The organism is Dryocola clanedunensis, from assembly GCF_038405435.1.
GTDB lineage: Bacteria > Pseudomonadota > Gammaproteobacteria > Enterobacterales > Enterobacteriaceae > Dryocola > Dryocola clanedunensis_A.
The window spans coordinates 14,546-37,948 of record NZ_JBBYHZ010000008.1 but is presented as its reverse complement, the minus strand read 5'-3'; the positions used below and the strand labels follow the sequence as shown (position 1 = coordinate 37,948).

19 protein-coding genes are annotated in these 23,403 nt (G+C 54.4%); 16 read left to right on the top strand and 3 right to left on the bottom strand.

From position 1 onward, the window contains the following. Positions 1-26: 26 nt before the first annotated feature. From dapD to map, 3 genes are all read right to left on the bottom strand, one after another. Positions 27-851: a 2,3,4,5-tetrahydropyridine-2,6-dicarboxylate N-succinyltransferase gene (gene dapD / locus AAE045_RS16655; RefSeq protein ID WP_455548677.1), complete on the bottom strand. Its 825-nt coding sequence runs from the start codon at positions 849-851 to the stop codon at positions 27-29. A gap of 37 nt (positions 852-888) precedes the next feature. Next, a complete protein-coding gene (glnD, locus tag AAE045_RS16650; RefSeq protein WP_455548676.1) occupies positions 889-3,561 on the bottom strand; it encodes a bifunctional uridylyltransferase/uridylyl-removing protein GlnD in 2,673 nt (890 codons plus the stop codon). A 62-nt stretch (positions 3,562-3,623) separates the two neighbouring features. Continuing rightward, positions 3,624-4,418, bottom strand: coding sequence for a type I methionyl aminopeptidase (gene map / locus AAE045_RS16645; RefSeq protein WP_455548675.1), 795 nt, complete (start codon positions 4,416-4,418; stop codon positions 3,624-3,626). A gap of 310 nt (positions 4,419-4,728) precedes the next feature. On the opposite strand from map, the gene rpsB reads away from it, so the two are divergent. From rpsB to dnaE, 16 genes are all read left to right on the top strand, one after another. Further along, complete coding sequence (gene rpsB, locus AAE045_RS16640) at positions 4,729-5,454, top strand: 30S ribosomal protein S2 (RefSeq protein WP_167610893.1); 726 nt, start codon at positions 4,729-4,731, stop codon at positions 5,452-5,454. A 149-nt stretch (positions 5,455-5,603) separates the two neighbouring features. Beyond that, positions 5,604-6,455: a translation elongation factor Ts gene (gene tsf / locus AAE045_RS16635; RefSeq protein WP_455426997.1), complete on the top strand. Its 852-nt coding sequence runs from the start codon at positions 5,604-5,606 to the stop codon at positions 6,453-6,455. A gap of 144 nt (positions 6,456-6,599) precedes the next feature. Beyond that, a complete protein-coding gene (gene pyrH, locus AAE045_RS16630; RefSeq protein ID WP_034460858.1) occupies positions 6,600-7,325 on the top strand; it encodes a UMP kinase in 726 nt (241 codons plus the stop codon). Positions 7,326-7,487: 162 nt separating this feature from the next. After that, complete coding sequence (gene frr, locus AAE045_RS16625; RefSeq protein ID WP_455426999.1) at positions 7,488-8,045, top strand: ribosome-recycling factor; 558 nt, start codon at positions 7,488-7,490, stop codon at positions 8,043-8,045. Between the two features lie 131 nt (positions 8,046-8,176). Continuing rightward, entirely contained in the window at positions 8,177-9,376 is a 1,200-nt protein-coding gene (ispC, locus tag AAE045_RS16620; protein WP_455548674.1) for a 1-deoxy-D-xylulose-5-phosphate reductoisomerase, read from the top strand. A 186-nt stretch (positions 9,377-9,562) separates the two neighbouring features. Next, positions 9,563-10,315 carry a (2E,6E)-farnesyl-diphosphate-specific ditrans,polycis-undecaprenyl-diphosphate synthase gene (gene ispU / locus AAE045_RS16615; RefSeq protein ID WP_455548673.1) on the top strand — a complete coding sequence of 251 codons (753 nt, stop codon included), beginning with the start codon at positions 9,563-9,565 and terminating at the stop codon, positions 10,313-10,315. A gap of 18 nt (positions 10,316-10,333) precedes the next feature. Then, a complete protein-coding gene (gene cdsA, locus AAE045_RS16610) occupies positions 10,334-11,191 on the top strand; it encodes a phosphatidate cytidylyltransferase (RefSeq protein WP_455548672.1) in 858 nt (285 codons plus the stop codon). Between the two features lie 11 nt (positions 11,192-11,202). Continuing rightward, positions 11,203-12,555: a sigma E protease regulator RseP gene (gene rseP, locus AAE045_RS16605; protein WP_455548671.1), complete on the top strand. Its 1,353-nt coding sequence runs from the start codon at positions 11,203-11,205 to the stop codon at positions 12,553-12,555. Between the two features lie 33 nt (positions 12,556-12,588). Next, positions 12,589-14,994 carry an outer membrane protein assembly factor BamA gene (gene bamA / locus AAE045_RS16600; RefSeq protein WP_455548670.1) on the top strand — a complete coding sequence of 802 codons (2,406 nt, stop codon included), beginning with the start codon at positions 12,589-12,591 and terminating at the stop codon, positions 14,992-14,994. A gap of 117 nt (positions 14,995-15,111) precedes the next feature. Continuing rightward, positions 15,112-15,612, top strand: a complete 501-nt coding sequence (skp, locus tag AAE045_RS16595; protein ID WP_455427005.1) for a molecular chaperone Skp — start codon at positions 15,112-15,114, stop codon at positions 15,610-15,612. A gap of 3 nt (positions 15,613-15,615) precedes the next feature. Next, positions 15,616-16,641 (top strand): UDP-3-O-(3-hydroxymyristoyl)glucosamine N-acyltransferase, encoded by a 1,026-nt coding sequence (lpxD, locus tag AAE045_RS16590; RefSeq protein ID WP_455548669.1) that lies wholly within the window; start codon positions 15,616-15,618, stop codon positions 16,639-16,641. Positions 16,642-16,880: 239 nt separating this feature from the next. Then, on the top strand, positions 16,881-17,336 hold the full coding sequence (gene fabZ, locus AAE045_RS16585) for a 3-hydroxyacyl-ACP dehydratase FabZ (protein ID WP_271121920.1): 456 nt from the start codon (positions 16,881-16,883) through the stop codon (positions 17,334-17,336). Positions 17,337-17,339: 3 nt separating this feature from the next. Then, the gene (gene lpxA, locus AAE045_RS16580) at positions 17,340-18,128 is read left to right on the top strand and encodes an acyl-ACP--UDP-N-acetylglucosamine O-acyltransferase (protein WP_455548668.1); all 789 of its coding nucleotides are present in this window, start codon (positions 17,340-17,342) and stop codon (positions 18,126-18,128) included. After that, positions 18,129-19,277: a lipid-A-disaccharide synthase gene (gene lpxB / locus AAE045_RS16575; protein WP_455548667.1), complete on the top strand. Its 1,149-nt coding sequence runs from the start codon at positions 18,129-18,131 to the stop codon at positions 19,275-19,277. It begins immediately after the preceding gene. Next, positions 19,274-19,870 (top strand): ribonuclease HII, encoded by a 597-nt coding sequence (rnhB, locus tag AAE045_RS16570; protein WP_455548666.1) that lies wholly within the window; start codon positions 19,274-19,276, stop codon positions 19,868-19,870. The genes lpxB and rnhB overlap by 4 nt, the downstream gene beginning before the upstream one ends. A gap of 38 nt (positions 19,871-19,908) precedes the next feature. Next, entirely contained in the window at positions 19,909-23,391 is a 3,483-nt protein-coding gene (dnaE, locus tag AAE045_RS16565) for a DNA polymerase III subunit alpha (protein ID WP_455548665.1), read from the top strand. Positions 23,392-23,403 lie beyond the last annotated feature (12 nt).

Below are 23,403 nucleotides of genomic sequence, written 5' to 3'. Positions count from 1 at the left end.
TTGCCCCGCCTTTTAAACATTTTTATTTAGTCGATGGTGCGCAGCAGCTCGTTAATGCCCACTTTTCCGCGGGTTTTGGCATCCACTTTTTTCACGATAACGGCACAGTACAGGCTGTATTTGCCATCTTTCGACGGCAGGTTGCCGGAAACCACCACGGAGCCCGCTGGTACGCGGCCATAGTGGACTTCGCCAGTTTCGCGGTCGTAAATACGGGTGCTCTGACCGATGTAGACGCCCATAGAGATAACGGAACCTTCTTCTACGATAACGCCTTCCACAACTTCTGAACGCGCGCCGATGAAGCAGTTATCTTCAATGATAGTCGGGTTCGCCTGTAATGGCTCCAGAACGCCACCGATGCCCACGCCGCCGGACAGGTGAACGTTTTTACCGATCTGCGCGCAGGAGCCGACGGTGGCCCAGGTATCAATCATGGAGCCTTCGTCCACGTAGGCACCGATGTTCACGTAAGAAGGCATCAGCACGGTGTTACGGGCGATGAATGCACCCTGACGAACCGCCGCAGGTGGCACAACGCGGAAGCCTTCTTTCTGGAAACGGGCTTCGTCATAGTTGGCGAATTTCATCGGCACCTTGTCGAAATAGCGGCTTTCTGCGCCTTCCATGACCTGATTGTCATTAATGCGGAAAGAGAGCAGAACAGCCTTTTTCAGCCACTGATGGGTCACCCACTGGCCGTCGATTTTTTCCGCAACGCGAAGCGCGCCGCTGTCGAGCAGGGAGATAACCTGGTTTACCGCTTCACGTGTGACGGTGTCTACGTTTGCCGGAGTGATTTCGGCGCGACGCTCGAAAGCGGTTTCAATGACGTTTTGTAGCTGCTGCATAAATAAATTTCCTGATTGTGACAAAAATAACAGATTGTTATTTATCGTTTGGATTAAGGGCCGCTGTCAACCGTTGTTGCACCTCTTGTTGCAGCTCATTATTAAGAGCACGCCGGTCTGCGGTGGCGATTATAAATAAATCTTCTACTCGCTCGCCAATTGTTGTAATTCTCGCCCCGTGCAGGGAAATATTCAGGTCGGCGAACACTTCACCTACCCGCGCCAGCAGGCCTGGCTGATCTAACGCAATCAGCTCAAGGAAGGTTCTTCTGTCGGTGTGCGTCGGCAGGAAGTTCACTTCGGTATCGACCGTAAAGTGGCGAAGTTTGGCCGACTGACGGCGCGGCTGCGGCGGCTGCCAGCTGGTCTGGGAGATGGCCTGCTCCAGACTATGGCGAATGAGCTCGTGGCGATCTCCCGATAACGGACTGCCGTCCGGCTCCAGCACGATAAACGTATCCATCGCCATGCCGTCGCGCGTGGTGAAGATCTGCGCGTCGTGAACGCTCAGGTTACGCCTGTCCAGCTCCGCGCAAACCGCGGCAAACAGATACGGGCGGTCCGGGCTCCAGATGAATATTTCCGTACCGCCGCGTGTCGCCTGCGGGCTTAACAGAATCATCGGCTCGTTAAGGTTGTGTTTCAGCAGATGCCGGGCGTGCCAGGCCAGCTGGTTTGGCGTGTGGCGCACGAAGTAGTTTGCCCGACAGCGACGCCAGATATGGTGCAGCGCTTCCTCGTCAATATTATCCATGCGCAGCAGTGCCAGCGCCTGAAGCTGATGGTGGCGCACGCGTTCGCGCATGTCCGGGCTGTTCTGCATTCCCCGGCGTAGCTGTTTTTCGGTGGCGAAATAAAGTTCGCGCAGCAGGCTTTGCTTCCAGCTGTTCCACAGGGTTTCGTTAGTCGCGCAGATATCCGCAACCGTAAGACAGACCAGATAACGCAGGCGGTTTTCGGTTTGCACTTCTTCGGCAAACTGCTTGATGACTTCCGGATCCTGAATATCACGGCGCTGGGCCGTCACGGACATCAGCAGGTGCTGGCGAACCAGCCAGGCAACAAGCTGCGTTTCCCTTGAGTTTAGGCCGTGCAGCTCGGCAAACTTTAATACGTCCTGCGCGCCCAGCACGGAGTGGTCTCCGCCACGCCCTTTGGCAATGTCGTGGAAGAGGGCGGCAATCAGCAGCAGCTCCGGGTGAGCCAGCCTCGGCCAGAGGTCAACGCAAAGCGGGTGCTTCTGGCGCGTCTCTTCTTTATCGAAGCTTTCCAGCTTTTGCAGCACGCGGATGGTGTGTTCATCCACCGTGTAGGCATGGAACAGGTCAAACTGCATCTGCCCGACGATATGCGACCACTGCGGCATATACGCCCACAGCACGCTGTGCCGGTGCATGGGGAGCAGCGCACGGCTTACCGCGCCCGGGTGGCGAAGAATGACCAGGAACAGCTCGCGCGCTTCAGGGATATAGCAGAGCGGCTGTAACAGATGACGCCGCGCGTGGCGCAGGTGGCGCAGGGTTGTGGAGTAAATACCGGTAATGTCGCGGTTGCGCACCATCGTGTAGAACATGCGCAGAATCGCCTGGGGCTCGCGCATAAACAGCGTTTCGTCACGCAGGTCGATTAGCGTGCCGCGCAGCTGAAAATCATCGTCCAGAGGGCGGGGCTTTTCACTCGCATCCAGCGCAAGAATGGCTTCGTCGAACAGCTGGAGCAGCATCTGGTTCAGTTCTCCCACGCGCCGGGTGACGCGATAGAAGTCCTTCATCATGTTTTCAACCGGCTCGTTACCCTCGCCGCTGTAGTTGAGGCGCTGGGCAACGCTGAGCTGCCTGTCGAACAGCAGCCGGTTATCGTAGCGATTCACTTCCAGATGCAGGGCAAAGCGGATGCGCCACAGCAGGTGCTGGCATTCGTCCAGCTCGTTGCGCTCGGCCTCGGTTAAGAAGCCGAAGCCGACCATTTCGCTCAGGGAGGTCGCGCCGAAGTGCCTGCGGGCGACCCACTGTAAGGTATGGATATCGCGCAGGCCGCCGGGGCTGCTTTTAATGTCCGGCTCCAGATTGTAGCTGGTGCCGTGGTAGCGCTGGTGGCGTTCGTTCTGCTCGTCGATTTTGGCGGCAAAGAATTTCGCCGACGGCCAGAAGCCGTCGCTGAAGATGTGCTTTTGCAGCTCGAGAAACAGGGCGACGTCGCCAATCAGCAGGCGCGATTCAATAAGGTTGGTGGCTACGGTTAAATCCGACAGCCCTTCAAGCAGACACTCTTCCAGCGTGCGCACGCTGTGGCCGACTTCCAGCTTCACGTCCCACAGCAGGGTGAGCAGCTCGCCGATTTTCTGCGCCTGGCCGTCGGTCAAACGTTTGCGGCTCAGAATCAATAAATCGATATCAGAAAGAGGGTGCAGCTCGCCGCGTCCGTAGCCGCCTACCGCCACAAGCGCTGCATCCGGCAGTTCGCCAAAGCCGTATGAGAGCCACAGGCGCTGCAGGAGCTGGTCGATAAATTCGGTACGGGCGTCCATCAGCCGCTCAGCGGAAATTCCGTTGTCAAAGGCCTCTCCCAGCCAGCGCTGGAAAATATCTAAGTGGGCTTTGATCTGTGGACAGGTCAGCTCGGCGTCTGACCAGCTGTTGGGGTAGTCCGGCTGCCCGGAAATCTCAGGTTCCGTCGTGTTGGCAAACTGCTCGGGTAAAGTTGGACTCATTATTAGCCACCCATAAAAAAAGCCGGCGCAGGGCCGGCTTCGATTGCTGTCTTAAAGACAAATCATTCGCTGTGCGAAAGGACGTTCGGGATGGTGTCATCCTTGCGTAACGTCAGAATTTCGCAGCCGTTATCCGTCACCACAATAGTATGCTCGTATTGTGCAGACAAGCTGCGATCTTTGGTTTTCACCGTCCAGCCGTCTTTCATGGTGCGAATGCGGTAGTCGCCCGCGTTAACCATAGGTTCGATGGTGAACGTCATGCCAGCCTGCAGCACCACGCCGCCGTCATCCGCATCGTAATGCAGAACCTGTGGCTCTTCATGGAAGACGCGTCCAATGCCGTGACCGCAGTATTCGCGCACCACGGAGAAACCTTCCGCTTCAACAAATTTCTGGATTGCCGCGCCCAGGGTGCGCAGGCGGATGCCTGGCTTCACCATACGCAGCGCCAGGTAGAGGCTTTCCTGAGTGATGCGGCACAGGCGCTCGCCCAGAATAGTCGGCTTACCGACGATAAACATTTTGGACGTATCGCCGTGGTATTCGTCTTTGATAACGGTGACGTCGATATTGACGATATCGCCATCGCGCAGCACTTTCGCGTCGTCCGGAATACCGTGGCAAACCACTTCGTTAATCGAGATGCAGACGGATTTCGGGAAGCCGTGGTAGTTCAGACAGGCAGAAACGGCCTGCTGTTTATTGATGATGTAATCGCTACAGATACGGTCGAGTTCACCAGTGGTGACGCCAGGCTTAACGTGCTCTTCGATCATTTCCAGCACTTCAGCCGCCAGCGCGCCCGCAACGCGCATTTTTTCGATTTCTTCAGGTGTTTTAATTGAGATAGCCATTAATTCGGTCCGCAGGGGTCGACTTTTTCGACAATAATTGAGCAGGTGTACGTCAATGTTATCAGGGCGTACTAACCCTGCCAAATTGAGAATGGGAAGTCGCTGCATTCGCGAACAACTATTGGAGTCCGTCCAGCTTTTATGGTATAAAGCGCGCCGGACTTGTACTCCGATTTTCGGTGTACGGCCAACACTCTCACTTTGTGTAAATAACACACACGTATCGACACATATTCCGGGGTGCCCTCAGGGGTCGGTAATATGGGATACGTGGAGGCTTAACCCCAATTTACTTATAGAGGTTTTAATCATGGCAACTGTTTCCATGCGCGACATGCTCAAGGCTGGTGTTCACTTTGGTCACCAGACCCGTTACTGGAACCCGAAAATGAAGCCTTTCATCTTCGGCGCTCGTAACAAAGTTCACATCATCAACCTTGAGAAAACTGTTCCAATGTTCAACGAAGCCCTGGCTGAGCTGAGCAAGATTTCTTCTCGTAAAGGCAAAATCCTTTTCGTTGGTACTAAGCGCGCTGCAAGCGAACCAGTAAAAGAAGCTGCTCTGAGCTGCGATCAGTTCTTCGTGAACCATCGCTGGTTGGGCGGTATGCTGACTAACTGGAAAACCGTTCGTCAGTCCATCAAACGTCTGAAAGATCTGGAAACTCAGTCCCAGGACGGTACCTTCGACAAACTGACCAAGAAAGAAGCGCTGATGCGCACCCGTGAACTGGACAAGCTGGAAAACAGCCTGGGCGGTATCAAAGACATGGGCGGCCTGCCGGATGCTCTGTTCGTTATCGATGCCGATCACGAACACATTGCTATCAAAGAAGCGAACAACCTGGGTATCCCAGTATTCTCTATCGTTGATACCAACTCCGATCCAGATGGCGTTGATTTCGTAATCCCAGGTAACGACGACGCAATCCGCGCTGTTACCCTGTACCTGGGTGCTGTTGCAGCTACCGTGCGTGAAGGCCGTTCTCAGGATCTGGCTGCTCAGGCAGAAGAAAGCTTCGTAGAAGCTGAATAATAAGGTCGCTCTGCTGAGCCCTTATTAACCAGGTATTGCATAGTTTGGTTAGGGGGCCTGTCTCAGGCCCCCTTTTTATTTTGAGCCAGGGTTCGCCCACACGTGAACCAGGGCTTATCTCTCTTCACGAGATAACCGAGGATTAAAGAATGGCTGAAATTACCGCTGCTCTGGTAAAAGAACTGCGTGAGCGTACTGGCGCAGGCATGATGGATTGCAAAAAAGCACTGACTGAAGCTAACGGCGACATCGAGCTGGCAATCGAAAATATGCGTAAATCTGGCGCGATCAAAGCTGCTAAGAAAGCAGGCAACGTAGCTGCTGACGGCGTGATCAAAACCAAAATCGAAGGCAACTACGGTGTGATTCTGGAAGTTAACTGCCAGACTGACTTCGTTGCTAAAGATGGTGGTTTCCAGGCGTTCGCTGACAAAGTGCTGGATGCCGCTCTGGCTGGCAAAATCACTGACGTTGAAGTTCTGAAAGCACAGTTCGAAGAAGAACGCGTTGCCCTGGTTGCTAAAATCGGTGAGAACATCAACATCCGTCGCGTTGCTTCCCTTGAAGGCGAAGTGCTGGGTTCTTACCTGCACGGCGCTCGCATCGGTGTTCTGATTGCCGCTAAAGGCGCTGACGAAGAGCTGGTTAAGCAGATTGCAATGCACGTTGCAGCAAGCAAGCCAGAATTCGTTAAGCCAGAAGACGTGTCTGCTGAAGTTGTTGAGAAAGAGTACCAGGTTCAGCTGGATATCGCGATGCAGTCTGGCAAGCCAAAAGAAATCGCAGAGAAAATGGTTGAAGGCCGCATGAAGAAATTCACCGGCGAAGTTTCTCTGACTGGCCAGCCTTTCGTTATTGACCCAAGCAAAACTGTTGGTCAGTTCCTGAAAGAGCACAATGCAGACGTAACTAACTTCATCCGCTTTGAAGTGGGCGAAGGCATCCAGAAAGTTGAGACTGACTTCGCAGCAGAAGTTGCTGCAATGTCCAAGCAGTCTTAATGTTAAAAAAGGAGCCGCCAGTTGGCGGTTCCTTTTTATCCAGCCTTAAATATCAGTCTGATCTGATACAGTTCTTGCTGATATGCGACACAATGTCGCCAGATTTATCCATCCCCATTCGTTGACTGTTCTCAGGAAAGAAACATGGCTACCAATGCAAAACCCGTCTATAAACGCATCCTACTTAAACTGAGTGGCGAGGCCCTGCAGGGCACCGAAGGTTTCGGTATTGATGCGAGCATACTGGACCGTATGGCTCAGGAAATTAAAGAGCTGGTTGAACTGGGTATTCAGGTCGGGGTGGTAATTGGTGGTGGCAACTTATTCCGCGGCGCGGGCCTGGCGAAAGCCGGCATGAACCGTGTTGTGGGCGACCACATGGGCATGCTGGCTACCGTGATGAACGGCCTGGCGATGCGTGACGCGCTCCATCGCGCCTATGTGAACGCCCGCCTGATGTCCGCCATTCCGTTGAATGGTGTGTGCGACAACTACAGCTGGGCCGAAGCGATCAGCCTGCTGCGCAACAACCGCGTAGTTATCCTGGCTGCTGGTACCGGTAACCCGTTCTTCACCACTGACTCCGCCGCATGCCTGCGTGGTATCGAAATCGAAGCGGACGTGGTGCTGAAAGCCACCAAAGTTGACGGCGTGTTTACCGCCGACCCGGTTAAAGATCCAACCGCGACTCTTTACGAGCAGCTGACCTATACGGAAGTGCTGGATAAAGAGCTGAAAGTGATGGATCTGGCCGCCTTCACGCTTGCGCGTGACCACAAATTACCGATTCGTGTTTTCAACATGAACAAGCCTGGCGCACTGCGCCGCGTGGTAATGGGTGAAAAAGAAGGCACTCTGATCACTGAATAATTTCAGTGCTGGCCTATTCAGGGTAAGATTCACCTTTATACCTGTCTTCACAGACCCGGCAGCCCTGATGGGGCGCCATGAATAAACAGGGCTATACTTAGCAGCAAAACAACGCGAGCTCTGTGTGGCCTGCCCAAATACCTGCTTTCAAGGATTCGTAACGTGATTAGCGATATCAGAAAAGACGCTGAAGTACGTATGGAAAAATGCGTAGAAGCCTTCAAAAACCAGATCGGTAAAATCCGTACTGGCCGTGCATCCCCCTCTCTGCTGGACGGCATTGTCGTCGAGTACTACGGTACGCCAACGCCGCTGCGCCAGCTGGCAAGCGTGACCGTTGAAGATTCCCGTACTTTGAAAATCAACGTTTTTGACCGCTCTCTGAGCGCGGCCGTTGAGAAAGCGATTATGGCTTCCGACCTCGGCCTGAACCCAAGCTCTGCCGGTACCGACATCCGCGTACCGCTGCCAGCGCTGACCGAAGAACGTCGTAAAGATCTGATCAAAATTGTGCGTGGCGAAGCTGAAGGCGCTCGCGTTGCGGTACGTAACGTCCGTCGTGATGCGAACGATAAAGTTAAAGCCCTGCTGAAAGAGAAAGAGATCAGCGAAGATGACGATCGCCGCTCTCAGGACGACGTTCAGAAACTGACTGACGCTGCCATCAAGAAAGTGGATGCGACACTGGCTGAGAAAGAAGCCGAGCTGATGCAGTTCTAAGCTCTCTTTTGATGACAACGCCGTACACAGGCCGTGATCAACGTCACGGGTTTTGTTTACGGCGTTTTGCTTTCCGCGAACAGGTGTAGATTTATCTGCCCGACCATTCCCACTACAATTCAGAGTCCCTCATGAAGCAGCTGACCATCCTCGGTTCCACCGGTTCTATCGGCACCAGTACCCTAAGCGTCGTTCGTCATAATCCTCAACAGTTCTCCGTCAAGGCTCTGGTGGCCGGGAAGAACGTGGCGCGCATGGCTGAGCAGTGCCTGGAGTTCCGACCGAGCTGGGCAGTAATGGATGATGAAGCTTCTGCTGGTGAGCTGAAACGCATCCTGCAGCAGCAGGGATGCAGGACGGAAGTGCTCTCAGGGCAGAAGGCAGCCTGCGACATGGCCGCCCTTGATGAGGTCGATCAGGTGATGGCGGCCATTGTAGGTGCGGCAGGGCTTCTGCCTACGCTTGCGGCGATAGCTGCGGGCAAACAGGTGCTACTGGCCAACAAAGAGTCGCTGGTCACCTGCGGCCGGCTGTTTATGGACGCCGTGCAGCGTAGCGGCGCGCAATTATTACCAATCGACAGCGAACATAACGCGATTTTTCAGAGTATGCCGGAAACAATCCAGCAGAACCTGGGATACGCTGAGCTGGAAGATAATGGCGTATCGTCAATTATTCTCACCGGGTCAGGTGGCCCATTTCGTGAAACGCCGTTAGGCGAGCTGGCGACGATGTCGCCGGACCAGGCATGCAGCCATCCGAACTGGTCGATGGGGCGTAAAATTTCCGTCGACTCTGCCACCATGATGAACAAGGGTCTTGAGTACATTGAAGCACGCTGGCTGTTTAACGCCAGCGCGGAACAAATGGAAGTGCTGATCCATCCGCAATCGGTTATCCACTCTATGGTGCGCTACCGCGATGGGAGCGTGCTGGCACAGCTCGGCGCGCCGGATATGCGAACCCCAATCGCCCATGCGATGGCGTTCCCGGAGCGCGTTGTCTCAGGCGTTGCGCCGCTGGATTTCTGTAAAATTGGCACCTTTACCTTTATGGAGCCAGATTATCACCGCTATCCTTGTCTGAAACTGGCCATTGAGGCCTTCGAACAGGGACAGGCAGCAACGACCGTACTGAACGCAGCAAATGAGATTGTGGTGGAGGCTTTCCTGCACGATCGTCTGCGTTTCACGGATATTGCTGCACTTAACCGGGCGGTGCTGGAACAGGTTGACCTGACAGAGCCACAAAGTGTCGACGAGGTGCAGGCGGTGGATGCAACAGCACGAGAGGTTGCCAGAAGTCTGGTGACGCGCGTCGCTTACCGGTGATTATTCAATCGGCTGGGTTGCCGCTATTTGTTAGCGTTGTGCTTCAGTGATATAGTCTGCGCCACCTTTCCCTCGCTTAAGGCAGAGAGAAGGGTGGTAAGCCGTGTCAAAGCACGGCTTTTTTGTGCGAAGGCTGAAGTCATTCTCAAGTACCGCTAAATTCTTTTCAGGGAATTATTACGCGTTATGTTGTCTGCAAACCAACAATTAAGCGAAACCGAATCCGCGCATGGCGCACGCCATGTTGCCATTATTATGGATGGCAATGGTCGTTGGGCTAAACGACAAGGGAAAATGAGAGTCTTTGGTCATAAAGCGGGAGCGAAGTCCGTCCGCCGTGCCGTCAGTTTTGCAGCAAATAACGGTATTGAGGCGCTCACGCTTTATGCCTTCAGCAGTGAAAACTGGAATCGTCCGGCGCAGGAAGTGACCGCACTGATGGAGTTGTTCGTCTGGGCTTTAGACAGTGAAGTCAAAAGCTTGCATCGTCACAACGTCCGTCTGCGGGTTATCGGTGATACCAGCCGGTTTAACGCTCGTCTGCAGGAACGTATCAGAAAAGCCGAAACAATGACCGGAGCTAATACCGGTTTAACGCTCAACATTGCCGCGAATTATGGTGGCCGTTGGGATATTATTCAGGGCGTCCGGCATCTTGCTGAACAGGTGCGCGAAGGTGTATTGCGCCCGGATGAAATTGATGAAGAGATGCTGAGTCAGCAAATCTGCATGAATGAGTTGGCCCCTGTAGATTTAGTTATTAGGACAGGTGGGGAGCATCGCATCAGTAACTTTCTGATTTGGCAGATCGCCTATGCAGAGCTTTACTTTACCGATGTTCTTTGGCCTGATTTCGATGAACAAGACTTTGAAGGTGCGCTAAATGCTTTTGCGAATCGAGAGCGTCGTTTTGGTGGCACAGCACCTGGTGGCGAATAAGCCTGTTGGGGGTCACTTTTGCTGAAGTATCGCCTGATTTCCGCGTTGATCTTAATACCCGTGGTGATTGCCGCGCTGTTTTTACTGCCGCCGGTCGGTTTTGCTATCGCCACGCTGGTTGTTTGCATGTTGGCCGCCTGGGAATGGGGACAGCTGGCCGGTTTTAAAGCGCGTTCACAGCGGGTCTGGCTGGCGGTTCTTTGTGGCCTATTGCTGGCGGCGATGCTTTTCGCCCTGCCGGAATACCACCGCACGGTGCATATCCCGGTAATTGAGTACTCACTCTGGGCCTCCCTGGCCTGGTGGATAGCGGCGCTGCTGTTAGTGCTGTTTTATCCGGAGTCTGCCGCTATGTGGCGCAATTCTAAGACGTTGCGGCTTGTTTTTGGCCTGCTAACCATCGTACCTTTCTTCTGGGGTATGATCGTGCTGCGTAACTGGCACTACGACGTTAACCACTACACGGGTGCCATGTGGTTGCTGTACGTGATGATCCTCGTATGGGGAGCTGATTCCGGCGCTTACCTGTTTGGTAAAATGTTCGGCAAGCATAAACTTGCGCCGAAGGTTTCTCCGGGTAAGACCTGGCAAGGTTTTATTGGCGGCCTGTTTACCTCAGCCGTCATCTCCGTGCTGTTTAGCCTGTGGGCGAATCTGGACGTCGCGCCGGTCATTCTGCTGGTGTGTTCGATTGTTGCCGCACTGGCTTCGGTGCTGGGCGATTTAACCGAAAGTATGTTTAAGCGTGAAGCAGGGATTAAAGATAGCGGTCACATGATCCCCGGACATGGTGGTATTCTGGATCGCATCGACAGTCTGACAGCGGCAGTGCCGGTGTTTGCCTGTCTGCTTTTGTTAGTTTTCAGGACGATTTAACGGAAGGTTTTATGCTGAGCATACTCTGGAATCTGGCAGCATTTATCGTTGCACTGGGCATTTTGATTACCGTGCACGAGTTTGGCCATTTCTGGGTAGCCCGCCGCTGTGGCGTCCGCGTTGAGCGCTTTTCCATCGGCTTTGGTAAGGCGCTGTGGCGCCGTACCGATCGTCACGGCACAGAATTTGTCATTGCCCTGATCCCGCTGGGCGGCTATGTCAAAATGCTTGATGAGCGCGTTGAGTCCGTCACTCCGGAACTGCGCCATTACGCCTTTAACAATAAAACTGTCTCTCAGCGCGCGGCCATTATTGCCGCCGGTCCTATTGCCAACTTTATCTTTGCCGTGTTTGCCTGGTGGCTGGTGTTTATCATCGGCGTCCCTGGTATTCGTCCGGTTGTTGGCGAAATAACGCCCAATTCGATAGCGGCGACAGCACAAATTGCACCAGGCATGGAACTTAAAGCGATAGATGGCATCGAAACGCCTGACTGGGATGCAGTTCGTCTCGCTCTCGTCGCCAAAATTGGTGACGAAAGCTCGCGCGTCACGCTGGCGCCTTTCGGGACGAATCTGAGCAGCGAGAAAACGCTCGATCTACGTCAGTGGCAGTTTGAGCCCGATAAAGAAGATCCCATTGTTTCGATAGGTATCAGGCCGAAAGGTCCACAGGTCGAAACGGTGCTGGAAGAAGTACAACCTGAATCAGCAGCCAGTAAGGCGGGTTTGCAAGCCGGGGACAGGATCGTTAAAGTCAACGGTGCGCTTATCAACCAGTGGACCCAGTTTGTCACTCTGGTTCGTGATAACCCAGCCACATCTCTGGCTGTTGAAGTAGAAAGACAGGGGCAGTCCTTGTCTTTAACGCTGATACCGGATACAAAACCGGGTAAAGCGAAGGCTGAAGGGTTTGCGGGTGTGGTACCAAAGGTTATCCCGCTGCCAGCTGAGTACAAGACAGTGCGCCAGTATGGGCCGTTTGTTGCTGTAGCAGAAGCCACGGATAAAACGTGGAACCTGATGAAGCTGACGGTCAACATGTTGGGGAAATTAATAACCGGTGACGTAAAACTGAATAACCTCAGTGGGCCAATCTCCATAGCTCAAGGGGCAGGTATGTCGGCGGAATTCGGGTTGATTTACTACCTGATGTTCCTGGCGCTGATCAGCGTCAATCTGGGCATCATCAATCTGTTTCCGCTCCCCGTTCTGGACGGTGGGCATCTGCTCTTTTTGGCGATTGAAAAACTGAAGGGCGGGCCGGTTTCCGAGCGAGTTCAAGACTTTAGTTACCGCATTGGCTCTATTTTGCTGGTGCTGTTGATGGGGCTTGCACTTTTCAATGATTTCTCTCGGATTTAGAGAGAATTAGGTTAGGAAGAACGCATAACAACGATGGCGATGAAAAAGTTGCTCATAGCGTCGCTGCTGTTCAGCAGCGCCACCGTATACGGTGCAGACGGGTTCGTAGTGAAGGACATTCATTTCGAAGGCCTGCAGCGAGTCGCCGTCGGTGCGGCCCTCCTCAGCATGCCGGTTCGCGTAGGCGACACTGTCTCTGACGAGGATATCAGTAATACTATCCGCTCACTGTTTGCCACCGGGAACTTCGAAGATGTTCGCGTGTTGCGTGACGGTGAAACGCTGGTCGTTCAGGTAAAAGAGCGTCCAACAATTGCGAGTATTACCTTCTCTGGAAACAAGTCCGTGAAGGACGACATGCTTAAGCAGAACCTTGAGGCTTCTGGCGTGCGTGTCGGTGAATCACTGGACAGAACCACCCTTGCCGATATCGAGAAAGGGCTGGAAGATTTCTATTACAGCGTTGGTAAGTACAGTGCCAGCGTGAAAGCCGTGGTCACGCCGCTGCCGCGTAACCGTGTCGATCTGAAACTGGTCTTCCAGGAAGGCGTCTCCGCCAAAATTCAGCAGATCAACATCGTTGGCAACCATGCGTTCTCCACCGACGAACTGATCTCCCACTTCCAGCTGCGCGATGAAGTGCCGTGGTGGAACGTGGTGGGCGACCGTAAATACCAGAAGCAAAAGCTGGCGGGCGACCTCGAAACCCTGCGCAGCTACTACCTGGATCGCGGTTACGCACGCTTTAACATCGACTCCACTCAGGTCAGCCTGACGCCGGACAAGAAAAGCATCTACGTGACGATTAACATCACCGAAGGCGAGCAATACAAAATTGCCGGCGTTTCGGTAAACGGTAATCTGGCAGGGCACTCAGCGGAAATCGAGAGCCTGACCAAGATGAAACCGGGTGAGCTGTACAACGGCACCAAAGTCACCAAGATGGAAGACGACATCAAGAAACTGTTGGGTCGTTATGGCTATGCCTATCCGCGCGTGCAAACTCAGCCTGAAATCAACGATGCAGATAAGACCGTTAAGCTGCACGTCAGCGTTGATTCCGGTAACCGTTACTACGTGCGTAAAATCCGCTTCGAGGGTAACGACACCAGTAAAGACTCCGTTCTGCGTCGTGAAATGCGTCAGATGGAAGGAGCCTGGCTGGGCAGCGATATGGTTGATGCCGGTAAAGAGCGTCTTAACCGTCTCGGCTACTTCGAAACCGTCGATGTCGACACCCAGCGCGTATCCGGTAGCCCGGACCAGGTGGACGTTGTTTACAAGGTTAAAGAACGTAACACCGGTAGCTTCAACTTCGGTATCGGTTACGGTACTGAAAGCGGCGTAAGCTTCCAGGTGGGTGTACAGCAGGATAACTGGTTAGGTACCGGCTACTCTGTTGGCATCAACGGCACCAAAAACGACTACCAGACCTATGCTGAATTGTCCGTTACGGACCCGTACTTCACCGTTGATGGCGTAAGCCTCGGTGGACGCGTGTTCTACAACGACTTTAAAGCGGATGACGCAGATCTGTCTGACTACACCAACAAGAGTTACGGTGTAGACGGCACGCTGGGCTTCCCGGTCAACGAGTACAACACATTGCGTCTGGGCCTGGGCTACGTGCATAACGACCTGTCCAACATGCAGCCGCAGGTTGCGATGTGGCGTTATCTCGATTCTGTGGGCCAGAACACGGATAAGACGTCTGACGACAACAGTTTTGCGGCAGATGACTTCACCCTGAACTATGGTTGGACGTACAACAAACTGGACCGCGGGTTCTTCCCGACCCAGGGTTCACGCGTCAACCTGAACGGTAAAGTGACCGTACCGGGCTCCGACAACGAGTTCTATAAAGTGACGCTGGACACGGCGAGCTACTTCCCAATTGATGAAGACCATACCTGGGTCGTATTGGGCCGTACCCGCTGGGGTTACGGTGACGGGCTTGGCGGTAAAGAGCTGCCGTTCTATGAAAACTTCTATGCCGGTGGTTCCAGCACGGTTCGTGGCTTCCAGTCCAACAACATCGGTCCGAAAGCGGTTTACTACGGACCAAACCAGGACAACTGCGGAACGGGCAACGTCTGTAACTCCGACGATGCGGTGGGCGGTAACGCCATGGGTGTGGCAAGCCTTGAGCTGATCACCCCGACGCCATTCCTGAGCGAGAAGTACGCTAACTCAGTTCGTACTTCGCTCTTCGTGGATGCGGGTACCGTGTGGGATACCAACTGGGAAAATACCGCAGAGACGAAAGCGGCTGGCGTACCGGATTACGGCGACCCAAGCAACATTCGCATGTCCGCAGGTTTAGCATTGCAATGGATGTCACCATTAGGACCGCTGGTCTTCTCTTATGCCCAGCCGTTCAAGAAATACGATGGCGACAAAGCGGAACAGTTCCAGTTTAACATTGGTAAAACCTGGTAATTGTTCGGCGCGAAGGAATGCGATACGCAGTGACGCGATGATACCGGTCGGTTTACCCGGCTGGTACACGCAAAAAACAGTGTCTTCGGACACATATGGGATGGTAAGGAGTTTATTGTGAAAAAGTGGTTATTTGCTGCAGGTCTTGGCCTCGCTATGGCGGCCTCAGCCAGCGTTCAGGCTGCTGAAAGTATCGCTGTTGTAAACATGGGCAACCTGTTCCAACAAGTTGCACAAAACACCGGTGTCTCCAAAACTCTGGAAAACGAGTTCAAAGGCCGTGCCTCTGAGCTTCAGGGTATGGAAAGCAGCCTGCAAACCAAAATGCAACGTCTGCAGCGCGATGGCTCCACCATGAAAGCCAGCGATCGTAGCAAACTGGAAAAAGACGTAATGGCCCAGCGCCAGGCGTTCTCCACAAAAGCGCAGGCTTTTGAGCAGGATCGTCAGCGTCGTTCTGGTGAAGAGCGCGGTAAACTGGTTACTCGTATCCAGAGCGCAGTGAAGAAAGTTGCTGACGACAAAGGCTACGACGTTGTGCTGGACACCAGCACCGTTGCTTATGCTGGTAGCGACGTGAAAGACATCACTGCAGATGTACTGAAACAGGTTAAATAAGTAATGTCTTCAATTCGACTGGCTGAATTAGCCCAGCAGTTGGATGCAGAATTGCACGGTGATGGCGATCTCGTCATCACCGGCGTTGCATCTATGCAAACGGCCCAGGCAGGCCACATCACGTTCATTGTTAACCCGCGTTATCATGAGCAACTGGCTTCTTGCCAGGCTTCTGCCGTCGTAATGACTGAAGCCGATTTACCTTTCGCGAAAGGTGCGGCACTGGTAGTGAAGAATCCCTACCTGACCTATGCCCGTATGGCACAAATTTTAGACTCTACGCCGCAGCCGGCACAAAACATCGCGCCAAGCGCGGTGGTAGATGCGACTGCGACGTTGGGCAGCAACGTAGCGATTGGCGCCAATGCCGTTATCGAATCCGGCGTTGTGCTGGGCGATAACGTGATTATCGGTCCCGGCTGCTTTGTCGGTAAAAACACCAAAATTGGGGCCGGAACCCGCCTGTGGGCGAACGTTTCCGTTTACCATGAAATCCAGATTGGTGAGCAGTGCCTAATCCAGTCAAGCACGGTTATCGGTGCAGACGGTTTTGGCTACGCGAACGATCGCGGCAACTGGGTGAAGATCCCTCAGTTAGGCCGGGTGATTATTGGCGATCGCGTTGAGATCGGCGCCTGTACCACCATCGACCGTGGCGCGCTGGATGATACGATTATCGGTAATGGTGTTATCATTGATAACCAGTGCCAGATTGCACATAACGTTGTGATTGGCGACAATACTGCCGTCGCGGGCGGCGTCATCATGGCAGGCAGCCTCAAAATTGGGCGCTACTGCATGATTGGCGGGGCCAGCGTCATCAACGGGCATATGGAGATCTGCGATAAGGTCACCGTAACCGGTATGGGTATGGTTATGCGCCCAATCACGGAGCCCGGCGTCTATTCTTCGGGCATCCCGCTGCAGCCGAATAAAGCGTGGCGTAAAACCGCCGCGCTGGTGATGAATATCGATGAGATGAGCAAACGCTTAAAAGCCATCGAGCGTAAGGTCAATCAACAAGACTGATCGTCACCAGCCCTTGATGCATCTTGAACCTACTCTAAATAATTTGAGTTGCAGGTAGGCGGCCAGGGAGCTTATCCCGATGAGCTTACTCAAGTAAGTGATTCGGGTAAGTGAGTGCAGCCATTACCCCTGCAGCTCGAAGTATGACGAGTAGAGTGATTTGCGGCCTGCAAGCTATCTCTGATAGCCGCAGGCCGTGTTATTATTGTCATTTAGTACATTTGGACAGGAAGAGTATTTTGACTACCGACACTCATACTCTGCACATTGAAGAGATTTTAGAGCTTCTGCCGCACCGTTACCCGTTCTTACTGGTTGATCGCGTGCTGGATTTTGAAGAAGGTCGTTTTCTGCGCGCAGTAAAAAATGTCTCCGTTAACGAGCCATTTTTCCAGGGCCATTTCCCTGGCAAACCCATTTTCCCGGGCGTTTTGATTCTGGAAGCAATGGCGCAAGCCACAGGCATTCTGGCGTTTAAAAGTGTTGGTAAACTGGAACCTGGCGAACTGTATTACTTTGCAGGTATCGATGAAGCGCGCTTTAAGCGCCCGGTCGTGCCTGGTGATCAGATGATCATGGAAGTAACTTTCGAGAAAACCCGCCGTGGTCTGACGCGCTTTAAAGGCGTGGCAACCGTTGACGGTAAAATTGTCTGCGAAGCAACCATGATGTGTGCCCGCAGCCGGGAGAGCTGATACGTGATTGATAAATCCGCCTTTATTCATCCATCCTCCATTGTGGAAGAGGGTGCCGTCATTGGCGCCAACGTCCACATTGGCCCGTTTTGTGTGGTTGGTCCGCATGTTGAGATCGGTGAGGGTACCGTTCTGAAGTCTCACGTCGTGGTGAATGGTCATACGACCATTGGCCGTGACAACGAGATTTATCAGTTCGCCTCCATTGGTGAAGTTAACCAGGACCTTAAATATGCCGGTGAGCCGACCCGCGTGGAAATTGGCGATCGCAACCGCATCCGCGAAAGCGTCACCATCCATCGTGGTACAGAGCAGGGCGGTGGATTGACGAAGGTGGGCAGCGATAACCTGCTGATGATCAACGCCCACGTGGCGCATGACTGCACCGTAGGAAATCGCTGTATCCTCGCAAATAACGCAACGCTTGCTGGCCACGTTTCCGTCGATGATTTCGCGATTATCGGTGGCATGACCGCGGTGCACCAGTTCTGCATTATTGGTGCGCACGTGATGGTTGGCGGCTGCTCCGGTGTAGCACAGGATGTTCCACCGTACGTTATCGCACAGGGCAACCACGCGACGCCGTTTGGCGTCAATTTCGAAGGGTTGAAGCGTCGCGGCTTCAGTAAAGAAGCGCTGCATGCTATTCGCAACGCCTACAAACTGCTGTACCGCAGCGGCAAAACCCTCGACGAGGCTAAGCCGGAAATCGCTGAGCTTGCTAAACAGCATCCGGAAGTAAACGCATTTGTTGAATTTTTTGCCCGCTCCACGCGCGGCCTGATTCGCTAAATGAAGCCTGGTCGTCCCCTCACGATTGCCCTGGTCGCCGGAGAAACTTCCGGCGATATTCTTGGTGCCGGTCTGATTCGCGCGCTGAAAGCTCGCCACCCGGACGCCCGCTTTGTGGGTGTCGCCGGGCCGCGCATGCAGGCAGAAGGCTGCGAAGCCTGGTATGAGATGGAGGAGCTGGCGGTAATGGGCATTGTTGAAGTGCTCGGTCGTCTGCGTCGTCTGTTAACTATTCGCGCCGATCTTACCCGCCGCTTCACCGAGCTTGCACCCGATGTCTTTGTGGGCATCGATGCGCCTGATTTCAACATCACGCTGGAAGGTAACCTCAAGAAGCAGGGCATTCGCACGATTCATTACGTCAGCCCGTCCGTCTGGGCCTGGCGTCAAAAACGCGTTTTCAAAATTGGCAGAGCCACCGACCTGGTGCTCGCATTTCTGCCTTTCGAAAAAGCGTTTTACGACAGATTCAACGTTCCCTGCCGCTTTATCGGCCACACCATGGCGGATGCCATGCCGCTGGATCCGGATAAAAACGCGGCGCGCGCAACGCTGGGTATCTCCCCTGACGTGAAGTGCCTGGCCCTGCTGCCGGGCAGCCGCGGGGCGGAAGTCGAAATGCTGAGCGCAGATTTTCTGCGTACGGCACAGCTGCTGCGCAAGCGCTTCCCTGATCTCGAAATCGTGGTTCCGCTGGTCAACGCTAAACGACGCGAGCAGTTCGAACGCATCAAAGCAGAAATTGCTCCCGAGCTTCATGCTCATCTGCTCGACGGGATGGGCCGCGAGGCGATGGTCGCCAGCGATGCGGCGCTGCTGGCTTCAGGCACGGCGGCGCTGGAATGTATGCTGGCGAAATGCCCGATGGTCGTTGGCTATCGCATGAAGCCGTTCACCTTCTGGCTGGCAAAGCGGCTGGTGAAAACCGATTACGTTTCGCTGCCAAATTTGCTGGCCGGACGTGAGCTGGTAAAAGAGCTGCTGCAGGAGGAGTGTGAGCCTGTCGGGCTTGCCGCCGCGCTTGAGCCGCTGCTGGAAGATGGGGCGCAGAGCCACCAGATGCACGATACCTTCCGCCATCTGCACGAACAAATTCGCTGTAACGCGGACGAACAGGCGGCAGACGCCGTGCTGGAGTTAGCAAAATGATAGAATTCATTTATCCGCACACGCAGCTGGTTGCGGGTGTGGATGAAGTGGGCCGTGGCCCGCTGGTTGGCGCTGTCGTTACGGCAGCGGTCATTCTCGACCCGGCAAAACCCATTGTCGGGCTGGCAGACTCCAAAAAGCTTTCCGAAAAGCGTCGCAACGCCCTTTATGACGAGATCGTCGAAAAAGCATTATGCTGGAGCCTGGGACGCGCCGAGCCGGAAGAAATTGATAAGCTCAATATTTTGCATGCCACGATGCTGGCAATGCAGCGCGCGGTGGCCGGCCTGGCCGTTGTGCCTGAGTATGTGCTGATCGACGGTAACCGCTGCCCTGCGCTACCGATGCCTTCCCTGGCGGTTGTCAAAGGCGACAGCCGGGTGGCAGAAATCAGCGCCGCTTCCATCCTTGCTAAAGTCACGCGAGATCGGGAAATGGCGACGCTGGATCTTAGCTTCCCGCAGTACGGGTTTGCGCAGCACAAGGGCTACCCAACCGCCTTCCATCTCGAAAAGCTTGCAGAGCATGGTGCCACCGAGCATCATCGCCGCAGCTTCGCCCCGGTCAAACGCGCCCTTGGGCTTGCGTCCTGACCTGCGGGTTTCTGGCACACACTTAATCGGAATGAGAAATGGCTGAACCACGTTTCGTACACCTGCGGGTGCACAGTGACTATTCCATGATCGACGGGCTGGCAAAAATCGGGCCGCTGGTCAAAAAGGTCGCGGCGCTGAACATGCCTGCGCTGGCGATCACCGATTTTACCAACCTGTGTGGCCTGGTTAAGTTCTATGGCGGAGCCCACGGTGCGGGGATCAAGCCGATTATTGGCGCGGACTTTAACGTAGCCAACGAACTGCTGGGCGATGAGCTCAGCCATCTGACCGTGCTTGCGGCCAACAACGTTGGCTATCAGAATCTGACCCTTTTAATTTCAAAGGCCTATCAGCGCGGATACGGCGCGGCCGGTCCGATTATCGACCGTGGCTGGCTTGCCGAACTGAATGAAGGTTTGATCCTGATTTCCGGCGGGCGGATGGGGGATATTGGCAAAAACTTGTTGCGTGGCAATCATGCTCAGGTCGATCAGTGCCTGGCGTTTTACCAGCAGTATTTTGCCGATCGCTTCTACCTCGAGCTGATCCGTACCGGCCGTGCCGATGAAGAGAACTATCTGCACGCTGCCGTCGCGCTTGCCGAAGAGCGCGGCCTGCCGGTGGTGGCAACAAACGATGTGCGGTTTATCGATGCGACCGACTTCGACGCCCATGAGATCCGCGTGGCGATCCACGACGGCTTCACCCTTGACGACCCGAAACGTCCGCGCAACTACTCCACGCAGCAATATATGCGCAGCGAAGAAGAGATGTGCGAGCTGTTCTCGGACATCCCGGAAGCGTTAGAAAACAGCGTAGAGATTGCCCGCCGCTGTAACGTTACCGTCAGGCTCGGCGAATACTTCCTGCCGCAGTTCCCTACGGGCGAGATGACCACCGAAGATTTCCTTGTTGTGAAATCGAAAGAAGGTCTGGAAGAGCGCCTTGAATTTCTGTTCCCGGACCCGGAAGTACGTGCTGAAAAACGCCCGCCTTATGACGAGCGTCTGGATATCGAACTTCAGGTTATCAACCAGATGGGCTTCCCGGGCTACTTCCTGATCGTCATGGAGTTCATCCAGTGGTCGAAGGATAACGGCGTGCCCGTAGGTCCTGGCCGTGGTTCCGGTGCGGGGTCGCTTGTCGCCTATGCGCTGAAGATTACCGATCTGGATCCGCTGGAGTTTGACCTGCTGTTCGAACGCTTCCTGAACCCGGAACGTGTCTCGATGCCCGACTTCGATATCGACTTCTGCATGGAGAAGCGTGACCGCGTAATCGATCACGTAGCCGAAATGTACGGTCGTGACGCGGTATCGCAGATCATCACCTTCGGTACGATGGCGGCGAAAGCTGTTATCCGTGACGTGGGACGCGTGCTGGGTCACCCGTACGGCTTTGTCGATCGTATCTCTAAGCTGATCCCACCGGATCCGGGTATGACGCTGGCGAAGGCTTTTGAAGCCGAACCGCAGCTGCCGCAAATCTACGAAGCAGACGAAGAAGTTAAAGCGCTGATCGACATGGCGCGCAAGCTCGAAGGCGTCACGCGTAACGCCGGTAAACACGCCGGTGGCGTGGTTATCGCGCCAACCAAAATTACAGATTTCGCGCCGCTATATTGCGACGACCAGGGGCAAAACCCGGTCACCCAGTTCGATAAAAACGATGTGGAATACGCGGGCCTGGTGAAGTTTGACTTCCTCGGCTTGCGTACGCTGACCATCATCGACTGGGCGCTGAAGATGATTAACCCGCGCCGGGAAAAGCAGGGGCTGGAGCCGATAGATATCGCCGCCATCCCGCTCGAAGATAAGAAAAGCTTCGATATGCTACAGCGCTCGGAGACCACCGCGGTCTTCCAGCTTGAATCCCGCGGCATGAAAGATCTGATCAAACGTCTGCAGCCCGACTGCTTCGAAGATATGATCGCCCTGGTGGCCCTGTTCCGTCCGGGCCCGCTGCAGTCCGGCATGGTTGATAACTTTATCGACCGTAAGCACGGTCGCGAAGCCATCTCTTACCCTGATATTCAGTGGCAGCATGAAAGCCTGAAGCCGGTGCTGGAGCCGACCTATGGCATCATCCTGTATCAGGAACAGGTCATGCAGATTGCCCAGGTTCTTTCGGGTTATACCCTCGGCGGCGCGGATATGCTGCGTCGCGCAATGGGTAAAAAGAAACCCGAAGAGATGGCCAAGCAGCGTTCCAGTTTTGAAGACGGAGCGAAAGAGAACGGCATCGACGGCGAGCTGGCGATTAAGATCTTCGATCTGGTAGAGAAATTCGCCGGTTACGGCTTTAACAAATCTCACTCCGCCGCCTACGCGCTGGTTTCGTACCAGACGTTATGGCTGAAAGCGCACTACCCGGCTGAGTTTATGGCGGCGGTAATGACCGCCGATATGGACAACACCGAGAAGGTCGTGGGCCTGGTGGATGAGTGCTGGCGCATGGGGCTGAAAATTCTGCCGCCGGATATTAACTCCGGGCAGTACCATTTCCACGTCAACGACGAAGGCGAGATTGTTTACGGTATCGGCGCTATTAAAGGCGTGGGCGAAGGCCCTATCGAAGCGATTATTGAAGCGCGTAACGAAGGCGGCTACTTCCGGGAGCTGTTCGATCTTTGCGCCCGTACGGATACCAAAAAGCTCAACCGCCGGGTGCTGGAAAAACTGATTATGTCCGGGGCGTTTGACCGCCTGGGACCGCACCGCGCCGCGCTGATGAACGCGCTGGGCGATGCGCTGAAGGCCGCCGATCAGCATGCGAAAGCAGAGGCTATCGGGCAGGCAGACATGTTCGGTGTGCTGGCCGATGAGCCGGAGGTCGTTGAGCAGTCTTACGCCAGCGTCATCCCGTGGCCGGAACACACGGTGCTGGACGGTGAGCGGGAAACCCTGGGGCTGTATCTGACCGGGCACCCCATCAACCAGTACCTGAAAGAAATTGAGCGCTATGTCGGTGGCATGCGCCTGAAAGAGATGCACCCGACAGAACGTGGTAAAATGACCACGGCTGCGGGTCTGGTGATTGCGTCCAGGGTCATGGTGACCAAAAGAGGCAATCGCATTGGCATCTGTACTCTCGACGATCGTTCTGGTCGTCTGGAAGTGATGTTATTCACAGATGCGTTAGAAAAGTACCAGCATCTGCTGGAAAAAGACCGTATCCTGATCGTCAGCGGACAGGTCAGCTTTGATGACTTCAGCGGCGGCCTTAAAATGACCGCTCGCGAATTGATGGACATTGACGAGGCCCGTGAAAAGTATGCGCGCGGGCTTGCTATCTCGCTGACGGACAGGCAAATTGATGACCAGCTTTTAAACCGTCTCCGTCAGTCTCTGGAACCCCACCGTTCGGGGACAATTCCAGTACATCTCTACTATCAGAGGGCGGATGCACGAGCACGTTTGCGTTTTGGCGCGGCGTGGCGTGTTTCCCCCAGCGATCGTTTACTTAACGATCTCAGAACGCTGGTAGGTTCGGAGCAGGTGGAACTGGAGTTTGACTAATACAGGAATACT

Coding starts and splice junctions, on each gene's coding strand:
- dapD (WP_455548677.1), bottom strand. CDS start 851: ATGCAGCAGCTACAAAACGTCATTGAAACCGCTTTCGAGCGTCGCGCC.
- glnD (WP_455548676.1), bottom strand. CDS start 3,561: ATGAGTCCAACTTTACCCGAGCAGTTTGCCAACACGACGGAACCTGAG.
- map (WP_455548675.1), bottom strand. CDS start 4,418: ATGGCTATCTCAATTAAAACACCTGAAGAAATCGAAAAAATGCGCGTT.
- rpsB (WP_167610893.1), top strand. CDS start 4,729: ATGGCAACTGTTTCCATGCGCGACATGCTCAAGGCTGGTGTTCACTTT.
- tsf (WP_455426997.1), top strand. CDS start 5,604: ATGGCTGAAATTACCGCTGCTCTGGTAAAAGAACTGCGTGAGCGTACT.
- pyrH (WP_034460858.1), top strand. CDS start 6,600: ATGGCTACCAATGCAAAACCCGTCTATAAACGCATCCTACTTAAACTG.
- ispC (WP_455548674.1), top strand. CDS start 8,177: ATGAAGCAGCTGACCATCCTCGGTTCCACCGGTTCTATCGGCACCAGT.
- ispU (WP_455548673.1), top strand. CDS start 9,563: ATGTTGTCTGCAAACCAACAATTAAGCGAAACCGAATCCGCGCATGGC.
- rseP (WP_455548671.1), top strand. CDS start 11,203: ATGCTGAGCATACTCTGGAATCTGGCAGCATTTATCGTTGCACTGGGC.
- bamA (WP_455548670.1), top strand. CDS start 12,589: ATGGCGATGAAAAAGTTGCTCATAGCGTCGCTGCTGTTCAGCAGCGCC.
- lpxD (WP_455548669.1), top strand. CDS start 15,616: ATGTCTTCAATTCGACTGGCTGAATTAGCCCAGCAGTTGGATGCAGAA.
- lpxB (WP_455548667.1), top strand. CDS start 18,129: ATGAAGCCTGGTCGTCCCCTCACGATTGCCCTGGTCGCCGGAGAAACT.
- rnhB (WP_455548666.1), top strand. CDS start 19,274: ATGATAGAATTCATTTATCCGCACACGCAGCTGGTTGCGGGTGTGGAT.
- dnaE (WP_455548665.1), top strand. CDS start 19,909: ATGGCTGAACCACGTTTCGTACACCTGCGGGTGCACAGTGACTATTCC.